Genomic DNA, 11413 nt, shown 5'->3' on the forward strand with positions numbered 1-11413 from the left:
ACCGAACACCGCTCCGACCACATCATTGACGGGTGTTTTCCATACGCCGGATACTGTGCGTGCCTTTCTTCCGCAGTGAGGCCGTTTCCTCATGCGCGGAAGCAATATCTGTACGGAAGCAGGGAGCGCAAGAACATGGGCTCAGTCGCACGGGTTGCACCACCCGATAACGCACACCGCAAGGGCGTGAAGCCGCTGCGCGCCGGTCAGGGACACTCGTTCCTGCTGCGCAAACTGCACTCGCTCACCGGCATCGTCCCCATTGGCGCGTTCCTGATCGAGCACATCATCTCGAACCTTGAGATCGTGCACGGCCCCGTCGCCTACGCCAAGCAGGTTCTCTTCCTCAACAGCCTGCCGCTCGTGCGCGTGCTGGAGTGGGCCTTCATCTTTATTCCGTTGCTCTTCCACGCGGGCTACGGCGTCTTCATCGCCGTCCGCGGACGCTCCAACGTGAATGTCTATCCGTGGGCCGGCAACTGGATGTACGTGATGCAGCGTGTCTCGGGCATCATTGCCCTGCTCTACATCATCCAGCACCTCTGGTTCCAGCGCTTCTCCGGCGTCAGCCTGCCGGAACATCCGGGCCTCGCGTACTGGAAGGTGCAGTACGAACTTTCCAACCCGTGGATGGTTGCGGTGTACGTCATCGGCATGATCGCCACCTGCTTCCACTTCTCGTACGGCATCTGGCTCTTCTGCGCCAAGTGGGGCATCACCCCCGGCGACGACGCACGCCGCAAGCTCGGCTATGCCACCACCGCATTTGGCGTCATCCTGTGCGGTCTGGGTCTGTGGAGCATCGCAGCCATCGTGTCAGCTCCCATGGTTCCGGCAGTGGAAGTGATCCCGGCACCCGCAGACGACTCAGCACCAGCAGTAGTGCCCACGTATCAGGTTCCAGCCGTGCAGCAGCAACAGTACGACAGCAACGGCCAACCGCTCCAGACAAGTCCACTCCCGTCTGGAGCCAATCAATAATGATCGTCGCTCTGATCGTCTTCTTAATTGGCGGTTGGACTACGGCCTGGTCTCATTTCGCAATGCTGCAACATGTCAATTTGCTATCCACACAAACCGACTCTATTCCCGAGTTACGAAATAGTGGATGGCAAGTGTGGCAAAGATATAAAACGCTGGCCCCGAAAGGTAAGTGGAGTGTAGTGATGGCGACCGGTATCACTGCCCAACTTATCGGATTCGTAGGTTTGATTTTGACGTTTAGCGCTCAGCCCGTTTCGGGCGGCGGCAGATAGGAAAGCCGAACTATGGCAACAACACCACGCATCATCGTCGTAGGCGGCGGTCTCGCCGGACTCTCCGCGGTCATGAAGATCGCAGAAGCCGGCGGCAAGGTCGACCTCTTCTCCATCGTCCCGGTTAAGCGCTCGCACTCCGTCTGCGCGCAGGGCGGCATCAACGCCGCCAAGAACCTCAAGGGCGAAGGCGACAACGTCGACAAGCACTTTGACGACACTGTCTACGGTGGCGACTTCCTCGCCAACCAGACGCCCGTAAAGAACATGACGGCGCAGGGCCCGGCCATCATTGATCTGCTTGATCGCATGGGCGTCCCGTTCAATCGCACGCCCGAAGGTCTGCTCGACTTCCGTCGCTTCGGCGGCACGCTCTATCACCGCACCGCCTTCGCCGGAGCCACCACCGGCCAGCAGCTTCTTTACGCGCTGGACGAACAGGTGCGCCGCTACGAATCCGAAGGCAAGGTCACCAAGTACGAGGGCTGGGAGTTCCTCTCCGCCGTCATCGACAGCACCGGCGTATGCCGTGGCATCTGCGCCATGGACCTGCGCACCATGGAAGTCCGCACCTTCCCCGCCGACGCCATCATCATCTGCACCGGCGGCAACGGAGCCATCTTCGGCAAGTCCACCAACTCCGTCGTATGCACCGGCTCCGCGCAGTCCGCGCTGTATCAGCAGGGCGCGTATTACTCCAACGGCGAGTTCATCCAGGTGCACCCCACCGCCATCCCTGGTGAAGATAAGTTGCGCCTCATGTCGGAATCCGCACGTGGCGAAGGTGGCCGCGTCTGGGTACCGCGCAAGAAGGGCGACCCGCGCCCGGCCAAGACCATCCCCGAGGCCGATCGCTACTACTTCCTCGAAGAGAAGTATCCGAAATACGGCAACCTCGTACCGCGCGATATCGCCACCCGCGAGATTCACAAGATTGTCTACGAGCAGGATCTGGGCATCGACGGCCAGCCGATGGTCTACCTCGACGTGTCGCACATCGACCGCGCCACGCTCGAAAAGAAGATTGAAGGCATCCTCGAAATCTACGAGAAGTTCGTCGGCGAAGACCCGCACGAAGTTCCCATGAAGATCTTCCCCGGCGTCCACTACACCATGGGCGGCCTCTGGGTTGACTTCAACCAGCAGACCAACATCCCCGGCATCTTCGCCGCGGGTGAAGCGGACTATTCCATCCACGGCGCAAACCGCCTCGGTGCAAACTCGCTGCTCTCCTGCATCTACGGTGGCTTCGTCGCCGGACCGCAGGCGATGACCTACGCGAAGAGCCTGCCCACGCAGACCGGCGACGGCGGCCACGCAGCCGAAAAGGTTCGCCAGATGGAGTACAACAACATCCTTCTGCAGAACCAGGGCACGGAGAATCCGTTCAAGCTCTGGCGCGAACTCGGCGACACCATGACGCGTCACGCCACCATCGTTCGCTACAACGCGGGCCTGAAGGAAGCGGACGCCAAGATCGTCGAACTGCTCGAGCGCTACCGCAATATCAATCTGACGGACAAGAGCCAGTGGGCCAACACATCGTTCGCCTTCTCCCGTCAGCTCTACAACATGCTGCAACTCGCACGCGTCATCGTGCAGGGCGCAGAGAAGCGTGACGAAAGCCGCGGCGCACACTACAAGCCGGACTTCCCGGATCGCAACGACGAGCAGTTCCTGAAGTCCACCATGGCCGCATACGACGCAAAGTCAGACGCACCGGTCATCACCTACGAAGAAGTCGACACGCAGTGGATCAAACCACGCCCACGCGTCTACACCAGTTCCTAGAGGCATCCAACTGGAGATGAACCGTTACTTCATCTTCGCGGTAGTAGCAGCAATCATCGCAGCCGTCGCTTACGGAGGGTTTCTCTTCCTCGGCGAGTGGATTGACGGCAGGCGACAGGCAATACGTGACAAGGGATTGCATCCGGTCACCACATCGGATGGCAATGTCGAAGCCCGGGAATATCGGGCGAACAAGGATGAAACGGACCAACCGTCCGAGTAACAACAACCTCGGGCAACCAGGGTTGAGCAACACAAGCACGACACCGAGCCACAAGGTCCGGGAGCGAGAGGAAACATGGCAAAGAAGTCAGCACATGTCGAAAAGCCAAAGCCCTACACGGGCTCGACCTTCAAGGTGTCCATCAAGCGGCAGGCGTCGCCGAATGCACCGGCCCACACGGAAGAATTCACGCTTCCCTATCGCTCGGGCCTGAACATCACCAGCGTGCTGGTCGACATCGCGGCGAACCCCATCAATGCGACGGGCGCCACCACCACCGCCATCGCCTACGACTCCAACTGCCTCGAAGAGATCTGCGGCTCCTGCGCCATGCTCATCAATGGCAAAGCGCGCATGGCCTGCTCCGCTCTGGTGGACGCGCTGCTGCATGAGAACGGCAAGGGCGAAATTACTCTCGCGCCGCTCAGCAAGTTCCCCGTCGTGCGCGACCTCGCCGTGGACCGCAGCGTTCTCTTTGAGAACCTGAAGGCCGTTAAGGCATGGGTTCCCATCGACGGCACCTACGACCTCGGCGCTGGCCCCAAGCAGTTCCCGCAGATTCAGGAAGAGCGTTACCCGCTCTCCAACTGCATCTCCTGCACCATCTGCATGGAAGTCTGCCCGCAGTTCAACGACTCCACAAACTTCGTTGGCGCTGCCACCATCGCACAGGCCCGCCTCTTCAACCTCGACCCCTCGGGCGCGGTGCTGAAGGAAGATCGTCTACGCGCTCTCGCAGGCGACGGCGGTGTGCAGGAATGCGGCTACGCACAAAACTGCGTACAGGCCTGCCCCAAGCAGCTACCGCTCACCGAAGCCATCAGCGACATGGGCCGCGACGTAGCCATCCAGCAGGTCAAGGACTTCTTCACTCGTTAAGCAATGATCAGAGACACAATAGAACGCCTGTGGAGACGAGTCATCGTTGCCACAGGCGTTTCTGCTGTATCAAGCCTGATCCTTATGGCTGTGACTGGTCACGACCAAGGCCCACATGACACCGGCTTCGGCATCGTCCTGTATCTCGTGCTCTTCATTGGCACAGTTGCGTTTCTATTTCTGTTCTCGCTGTACATCTTGTACGCAATCGTCATGCACTTCACCGAACGCTGAGCAGAAAAAGGGCACTGGAGACAGTTTCCCCAGTGCCCCTCATGATGTGCGATTGACTAAATATTTTCGACAGGAAGATGCACGGTGAACTCCGTCTTCCCCGGTTCCGATTCCAGCGTCAGACGGCCGCCATAACCTTCCAGCACGCGACGCACAATCCCAAGTCCAAGTCCCGTTCCCACTCCCGCAGCCTTCGTCGTGAAGAACGGATCAAAGATGCGATCACGATCTTCCGCGGAAATACCGGAACCGTTGTCGCCAATCGTCACCTGAATCTCATCCCCAACACGAGCGGTCTTGATCGTGATCAATCCACCCGTCTGCGGCACAGCATCAATCGCGTTATCCAGCAGATTCGTCCACACCTGGTTCAAGCCGCTGCACACGCAGTGCACCTTCGGCATCTTCGAACCAAACTCCTTGTGGATGCTGACGTTCTTCTCGCGCAGCTTGTGCTTCATCATCACGGCCGTGGCATGGATGCTTTCGTTCACATCCACATCCTGCTCACCGGTCTGCCCTTCATGCGCATAGCTCTTCACAGACTGTGCCAGCTCCGTGACGCGAGCTACTGATTCTTCAACCAGCGTAACCATCTGCATCGACGAGGCACTTGCCTCAAGCCATTCCAGTGGAGCAGTCAACTCGCTGCTCTGGAACACATCCGCAAGACAATCCAGATCCTGCGTGCTGATGCCGCTCGCCACCATCACAGGCGCAATGTCCCACGCCTTTGCAATCGAGTGCGAATCCAGCCAGTCGCCCATCTCTTCTTCTGCGTCCGATTGCTCCAGCGAGCTCAGGCAAACATCCTTCTTCACCGCCAGTGCACGTTCCTGCAAAGCGGTAAGGCAAGCACGCTGTTCTTCTGTATGTCCGTGCTCTGAGAACGAACGCGCAATCTCATGCATGTGGCGAAGATTATCGCGGAGTTGAGAAGCCGCACGACGAGCCGCAGCACCCGGGTTATTCAACTCATGCATCAATCCCGCAGTCATGGTGCCCAGCATGGCCAGCTTTGCTTGCTGAGTCTGCTGTGTCTGCATGCCCATCAGCCGCATACGCAGCTCGCCCAAAATTACGGAGCGCAGATGCGGGCAGTGCGACATACCGGCCCAGAACGATTCTTCGTCCAAACGCAATCCACGAATGTCTGTCTGTGCAATCACCGTGACGTTGGAATGCATGCCGGTCAGCAGTGGCACTTCACCCATGAATGCGGGCGCTTCCATGATCTTGCTGAAGAAGTAGTTGCCCTGCTCATCCTTGCGGGAAACATGGGCTCGGCCTTCGGTAAAGATCGTGAAGTAGTGCAGGTCATCTTCCTGGTCCACGATCTTTGTGCCCGCAGCGACATACATATCCTGCGCCACCGCCACCAGGCAAGCCAACTCTTCTTCCGGTACGTTGTCACCAAATGGCTTCACACGCTGCAGATCATCAAGAGCTTTGCGTTGCCATTCGACACTGTTTGCAAGGCAATCCGTCGTCGTTGCCATAGTTAGAACCCCGCCAGATACTGATGCACAAACTGAATTGCAATGGAGCCTTCACCAACCGCTGAGGCTGCACGCTTTACCGAACCATGCCGCACATCACCCGCCACAAAAATGCCGGGGACACTGGTCTCCAGCAGATAAGGATTGCGATCCCCCATGCGATCTACCCCCACGCGCTTCAGGTCTGGCCCAGCCAATACAAAGCCACGATCGTCACACGCCACTTCCTTCGGCAGCCATTCCGTCTTCGGTGCAGCGCCAATGAAGATAAACACGGAAGTCGCCGCGCGATTATCCGTGCCATTTGGAGTGCGCAGTTCAATGCCCTGCAGATGCTCCGTGCCGCAGAAGCGCGTGATCTCAGTTCCCGTCTCGACCGTAATGTTCGGAGTCCCCGCAATCTGGTCTATCAGGTACTGCGACATGCTCTGCGCCAATCCCTTGCCCCGCACCAGCATCGTCACCTTCCGTGCGTAACGGGCAAAGTTCATCGCAGCCTGTCCGGCCGAGTTCGCGCCGCCCACCACAAAGACCTCTTCGTCCTTGCATGACTGCGCTTCACTCTGCGCCGCGCCGTAGTAAACACCAGCGCCAACCAACTCGTCGCCACCGGGCACATCCAGCTTGCACCAGCTCACACCAGTCGCCAGCAACACAGCCGAGCAACTCACATCGCGACCGTCGCCCATCGTCACAAAGCGGTACTGGTCCTCCACGCGAATCTTCGTCACGCGCTGCGTCAGAAACTCCGCACCCAACCGCTGCGCCTGCACAAATCCACGACGCGCCAGCTCGTCGCCGCTCACGCCATCCGGAAAACCCAGATAGTTTTCAATGCGCGAGCTCGATCCAGCCTGTCCGCCAACCGCATCTGGCTCTACCACCAGCGTGCGCAAACCCTCTGAAGCGCCATACACTGCACCAGCCAAACCAGCAGGCCCGGCGCCCACCACCACCAGGTCGTAGTGCTCTTTCTCTGCCTGCACGCGCAGGCCAATCTTTCCTGCCAACTCCATCTGAGTCGGCTGCACCGCTGAAGTGCCGTCGGAGAACACCACCACAGGCAATTTCGCATCATCCAGCCCGCGCGACTTCAACAGTTCCAGCGCCTCAGGCTGCGAGTCCGGATTCAGCCAGCGAAAAGAAACATGATTGCGTGAAAGAAAATCGCGCACCGCATGATCCTTCGATCCCCAGCGCGTCCCCACCACCTGCAATCCCTCATAAGGTGGCTTGTATCCCTGGTGCCAACTGAACAGCAGGTCATCCAGCACCGGGTACAACTTGTCCTCCGGCGGGTCCCACGGCTTGTTCAGGTAGTAGTGGATGCGTGCCGTGTTGATCGCACGAATCGCAGCTTCCGTATCGGCATACGCCGTTAACAAAACACGTTTTGCATCGGGATAGAGCCCCATTGCCTGGCTCAGGAAGTCCACGCCAGTCATGCCTGGCATACGCTGATCGCTCAGGAACAACGCCACGGCGTCCCCGCGATTCTTTAACTGATCGCACGTATCCAGCGCAGCCTGCCCGGAAGCGGCGCGCACAATGCGATATTCCTGCGCATACTTGCGGCGCAGATCGCCAACGACGGCCTCTAAAACGCTAACGTCGTCATCCACTGCGAACAAAATCGGTCGTGCCATGTGCCTTCCTGTCCCACAGCCGGCGGTGTCTCTTCGCCTGCCGTGCTTTAGATTCCCGAATAACGGCCCCTGATGCAATTATTTCGCGTCGAACGGCATAAGGTGTTGCATACTCATGGCAACACAGTTTTTAGCTTCTCTGGCACGAAAAATTCCCCCTCGCTGTTCCATTTTTCGAGACTCTCCGGTTACGCCATGATTCGAATTCTGCTTGCTGACAACCAGGCCATCTTCCGCTCCGGGATGGCACGTGTCCTCTCTTCACAGGACGACATGACCGTTCTGGGCCAATGTGGGGCCCCGGACGAACTTCTTCCCCTCATTGCCCCCGCGCGCAACGCCATTCTTCTACTCGCCGCCTCCCTTGAAGCAGACATCGATAAGGCCTTCGCAGCAGCTTCTGCCAACGGTGTCCGGATCATCCTGCTTCATGACAATGGCAACGAGCCGGAAGCCGCCGTCTCCCGCAGGATGGATGGTCTCCTCTCACGCCACGTCTCCACAGACGATCTGCTGCACTGCGTACGTCGCGTCTTCAATGGAGAACGCGCCGTCAAAGCACCGGTCGCTGAGGCAGACGACAGCGTCGGCCGCCGTATCCGCGACGCACTCACCACGCGCGAGTTGCAGATCGTGGGTTTCATCGTGCAGGGCTGGAAGAACCGGCAGATCGCCGACGAGATTGGAACCAAGGAGCAGGTCGTTAAGAACTACCTCCGCTCCATCTACGACAAGACAGGAGCCAGCGATCGCCTGGAGCTGGCGCTCTTCACGCTGCATCACCGCCCACTTGCAGAGGCCGCAGCAAAAGCAGCCGCTCCCGCTGCCGTCACCGTCTGATCACAGGTCATAGAACAACCGAAAGCAGCATAAGAAACCTCAATCCAATTCTGGTTTCTTTGCTGCTTTCACAATGACCACAGGCACATCGCCTTCATCCTTCACCAGCTTCAGCCCTAGCTCCTGTCGCACTACGTCCAGAAGCCCAGGGACCGTCGCATCCGGCGATATCCCCATACCGTTGTCTGGAGCAAACTGCAGTCTGAAACTGAAGAAGCCGGGCAACCCTGTTGTATCGATAACAACACGATGTCCAACCTCTGCACGCCCCGAAAGAATCTTCGCGATATCTTCCATCGACGCGCCGGAGACTTCCATTGTCACCAATGTGGAATTCCCATTTGATGAAACATCCCTGCCGCCCGGGGGGCGTCCATCTGGCCCCACTGGCGTAGGCTTCAACCCCTGCTCAATCACGTCATCTGAAACACGTTTTATGGTGAAGCGAGGCATCCGCTGTGTGCTCGTCTCCACCAGAAGTCCAAATCGTTCCGCAAGCATGGACTGCACCATCTTGAGGTATTCGTCACCGCTCTCTTCGGCTTTCAACTTACCAAGCCGCTCAAACTCTTGTTCTGACGATTTGGCAGTGATGTCATAGTGATCCTTCTTTGCCCATTCCGGGGCATTCAGGATCTGCATCGGCGACTTCAGGTCATAGGCGCGAAGGATAAGGTCCATCAACGGATAATTCTCGATATTCGTAATATTTCTGGTCGAATGCCATCCCCTTCCTCCGCGCTCGTCTGGCTTCGCTGGCTTAACCAGGGTCACTTCAAAGCTCACAGGTTTTACATCCTGCGCCCAAACCGCCACGGATGGCATCGCCACCATACTCAAAGCCACCGCAAGAACCGTTCTCCGCACAACCCCTCCACAACGCAACAATGCAAATAGCCGCTGGTTCAAGATACGCACACAAACCACGCACCTGAATGCTCAATCCAGCTCAGGCTTTTTCACTGACTCCACAATCACCACAGGCACGTCCCCATCCGTCTTCACCAGCTTCAATCCAAGCTCCTGCCGCACCGCGTCCGACAGCCCCGGCAGCGTCGCATCCGGTGCCACGCCTGTTCCGTTGTCCGGCGCATAATCCATCGTGAAGCGATATGCCCCCGGTGTACTGGTGCGATCCACAACAGGCCGACCGCCCATCTCATAGCGTCCTGAGAGCAAACGGGCAATCTCCTCCATCGAAACGCCCTGCGCATCCCAATGACCTCCATTGCGATTGGAATGATGTCCGCCGATCGCCCGGCCATCCTTGCCCACAGGGACGGACTGAAGCTTCGAGCCCAACGTCGTTGCAGAGACGCGCTCAAGGGCATACATCGGCATCTTCCGTGTGCCCGGCCGCACCCTCAGGCCAAAGCGCTCCGCCAACATACCCTTCAACAAGTCGCTGAACTCCTTATCGCGTTCATCCGCGCTCAACGTGTTCAACCGATGAAACTCTTCCGCATCCACCTTCGCCGTCACGTCAAACCGCTCATCCTTGAGCCAATCAGGAGCATCGACCACCTGCGACACAGTACTCAATCCATAGGCATTGCGGATCAGCTTGATGACTGGATAGTTCTGAATAACCGTAGTGCCCTCGTTCGAATCCCAGTCCTCGCCATCTGCATCCGGCTTGGCAGGCTTCACCACCGTCACTTCAAAACTCGGCGATTTCGCCACCTGCGCCTCGACGCCGACGGAAGCCAACCCAATCGTCATCATCAAAGCCCGGGTCAAAACAATTCTTCGCATAAACTCCCCACCTACCAGACGATACGAACGGGCAAGACAATCGTTCCCCACTTACTACGTACGCATCCATTCCACCGGACGCAGCGATCTCGCAGCTCAAGCACGCCGTAGGCGTCAGGAACCGTATCAAGTCCCCAACTTGCTGTCTCGCTGCCCCGCTGCTTCAATAAAGAACGTGCGCGTCTCCGACTTCGATTTCCATCTCCCCACAGAACTGATCGCGCAGCACCCGCCCGCCGAACGCGGCGACAGCCGCATGCTCCTCATCGACCGCCACACCGGTAACTACACGAACGCTCACTTCCGCGACTTCCCTGCGCAGCTCAACGAAGGCGACCTGCTCATCCTCAACAACAGTCGAGTCATCCCCGCACGACTCTTCGCTCGACGCGCCGGCCTTCGCACACAGCACAACAGCCCCGCACCAACCGGCCAGGTCGAAGTCCTGTTAACGCAACCTCTCGGCAACGACCGCTGGCGAGCTCTCGTCAAACCCGGCCGTAAAGTCCCCACCGGCGAGCACCTCATCTTCGGCGACAACGTACTCGAAGCTGAAGTCATCGAATCCGGCGACTTCGGCGAACGCGCACTCCAGTTCGCTCCCACGCAAGACTTCTTCGGCGCGTTAGAGCAGTTAGGCCACATGCCCCTGCCGCCTTACATCCATCGCAGCGAAGAAGACGAAGAGGAAGACCGCACCCGCTACCAAACGGTCTACGCCGGAGCCAACACCCACGGCTCCGCAGCAGCCCCAACAGCAGGCCTGCACTTCACTCCGGAAGTCCTCGAACAGATCAAAGCAAGAGGCGTGCAGATCGAACACATCACCCTGCACGTAGGCCTCGGCACTTTCCAGCCCGTCCGTGTAGAAGACCTCGCAGACATCCGCCTCCACGAAGAGCCCTACACGCTACCCGCAGCTACAGCCGACGCCATCAACAAAGCAAAATCCGAAGGCCGACGCATCATCGCTGTAGGCACCACCACCACGCGCACGCTCGAACACATCGCCGCCATCAATCGCATCGAGCCACACAGCGGCACCACCAGCATCTTTCTGCAGCCCGGTCATCGCTTCCAGTTAGTCAACGCGCTACTCACAAACTTCCATCTTCCAAAATCAACCTTGCTCATGCTCGTAAGTGCGCTGGCTGAAACTGAAGACCAAACCATCTCAGGCCGCGAAAAGATTCTTCGTGCGTATGCACATGCAGTAGGCGGGAAATATCGCTTCTTTTCTTACGGCGACTGTATGTTTCTAAGCTAGTCTCCTAACCGGACGCAGTTTCT

The 11413-nt window shown here is 58.3% G+C and carries 11 protein-coding genes; 7 read left to right on the forward strand and 4 right to left on the reverse strand.

Going from position 1 to position 11413, the window contains the following annotated elements:
• The first annotated feature begins 135 nt into the window (after positions 1 to 135).
• The 5 genes from M504_RS18670 to M504_RS18695 all read left to right on the forward strand — a co-directional run bounded on the left by M504_RS18670 (position 136) and on the right by M504_RS18695 (position 4383).
• Entirely contained in the window at positions 136 to 981 is an 846-nt protein-coding gene (locus tag M504_RS18670; RefSeq protein WP_047497148.1) for a succinate dehydrogenase, read from the forward strand.
• 287 nt (positions 982 to 1268) lie between these two features.
• Positions 1269 to 3047, forward strand: a complete 1779-nt coding sequence (sdhA, locus tag M504_RS18680; RefSeq protein ID WP_047497152.1) for a succinate dehydrogenase flavoprotein subunit — start codon at positions 1269 to 1271, stop codon at positions 3045 to 3047.
• A gap of 16 nt (positions 3048 to 3063) precedes the next feature.
• The gene (locus M504_RS18685) at positions 3064 to 3270 is read left to right on the forward strand and encodes a hypothetical protein (protein ID WP_047497154.1); all 207 of its coding nucleotides are present in this window, start codon (positions 3064 to 3066) and stop codon (positions 3268 to 3270) included.
• A gap of 75 nt (positions 3271 to 3345) precedes the next feature.
• A complete protein-coding gene (sdhB, locus tag M504_RS18690) occupies positions 3346 to 4149 on the forward strand; it encodes a succinate dehydrogenase iron-sulfur subunit (protein WP_052201048.1) in 804 nt (267 codons plus the stop codon).
• A gap of 3 nt (positions 4150 to 4152) precedes the next feature.
• Positions 4153 to 4383 carry a hypothetical protein gene (locus M504_RS18695; RefSeq protein WP_047497156.1) on the forward strand — a complete coding sequence of 77 codons (231 nt, stop codon included), beginning with the start codon at positions 4153 to 4155 and terminating at the stop codon, positions 4381 to 4383.
• A gap of 56 nt (positions 4384 to 4439) precedes the next feature.
• On the opposite strand, the gene M504_RS18700 is transcribed toward M504_RS18695, so the two are convergent.
• Both M504_RS18700 and M504_RS18705 read right to left on the reverse strand, forming a co-directional pair.
• Positions 4440 to 5882, reverse strand: a complete 1443-nt coding sequence (locus M504_RS18700; protein WP_047497158.1) for an ATP-binding protein — start codon at positions 5880 to 5882, stop codon at positions 4440 to 4442.
• 2 nt (positions 5883 to 5884) lie between these two features.
• Complete coding sequence (locus tag M504_RS18705; RefSeq protein ID WP_047497160.1) at positions 5885 to 7528, reverse strand: FAD-dependent oxidoreductase; 1644 nt, start codon at positions 7526 to 7528, stop codon at positions 5885 to 5887.
• A 195-nt stretch (positions 7529 to 7723) separates the two neighbouring features.
• On the opposite strand from M504_RS18705, the gene M504_RS18710 reads away from it, so the two are divergent.
• Entirely contained in the window at positions 7724 to 8368 is a 645-nt protein-coding gene (locus M504_RS18710; protein ID WP_047497419.1) for a response regulator transcription factor, read from the forward strand.
• A gap of 39 nt (positions 8369 to 8407) precedes the next feature.
• Here the strand turns inward: M504_RS18710 and M504_RS18715 are convergent, their stop codons facing one another.
• Together M504_RS18715 and M504_RS18720 are read right to left on the reverse strand one after the other, a co-directional pair.
• A complete protein-coding gene (locus M504_RS18715; RefSeq protein ID WP_156994012.1) occupies positions 8408 to 9235 on the reverse strand; it encodes a TIGR03435 family protein in 828 nt (275 codons plus the stop codon).
• Positions 9236 to 9307: 72 nt separating this feature from the next.
• Positions 9308 to 10108, reverse strand: a complete 801-nt coding sequence (locus tag M504_RS18720; RefSeq protein WP_198137697.1) for a TIGR03435 family protein — start codon at positions 10106 to 10108, stop codon at positions 9308 to 9310.
• Between the two features lie 190 nt (positions 10109 to 10298).
• On the opposite strand from M504_RS18720, the gene queA reads away from it, so the two are divergent.
• Positions 10299 to 11390, forward strand: coding sequence for a tRNA preQ1(34) S-adenosylmethionine ribosyltransferase-isomerase QueA (gene queA / locus M504_RS18725; protein ID WP_047497421.1), 1092 nt, complete (start codon positions 10299 to 10301; stop codon positions 11388 to 11390).
• Positions 11391 to 11413: the final 23 nt, after the last annotated feature.

It is taken from the genome of Terriglobus sp. TAA 43 (genome assembly GCF_000800015.1).
Classification (GTDB): Bacteria; Acidobacteriota; Terriglobia; order Terriglobales; family Acidobacteriaceae; genus Terriglobus.

Coding starts and splice junctions, on each gene's coding strand:
- M504_RS18670 (WP_047497148.1), top strand. CDS start 136: ATGGGCTCAGTCGCACGGGTTGCACCACCCGATAACGCACACCGCAAG.
- sdhA (WP_047497152.1), top strand. CDS start 1,269: ATGGCAACAACACCACGCATCATCGTCGTAGGCGGCGGTCTCGCCGGA.
- M504_RS18685 (WP_047497154.1), top strand. CDS start 3,064: ATGAACCGTTACTTCATCTTCGCGGTAGTAGCAGCAATCATCGCAGCC.
- sdhB (WP_052201048.1), top strand. CDS start 3,346: ATGGCAAAGAAGTCAGCACATGTCGAAAAGCCAAAGCCCTACACGGGC.
- M504_RS18695 (WP_047497156.1), top strand. CDS start 4,153: ATGATCAGAGACACAATAGAACGCCTGTGGAGACGAGTCATCGTTGCC.
- M504_RS18700 (WP_047497158.1), bottom strand. CDS start 5,882: ATGGCAACGACGACGGATTGCCTTGCAAACAGTGTCGAATGGCAACGC.
- M504_RS18705 (WP_047497160.1), bottom strand. CDS start 7,528: ATGGCACGACCGATTTTGTTCGCAGTGGATGACGACGTTAGCGTTTTA.
- M504_RS18710 (WP_047497419.1), top strand. CDS start 7,724: ATGATTCGAATTCTGCTTGCTGACAACCAGGCCATCTTCCGCTCCGGG.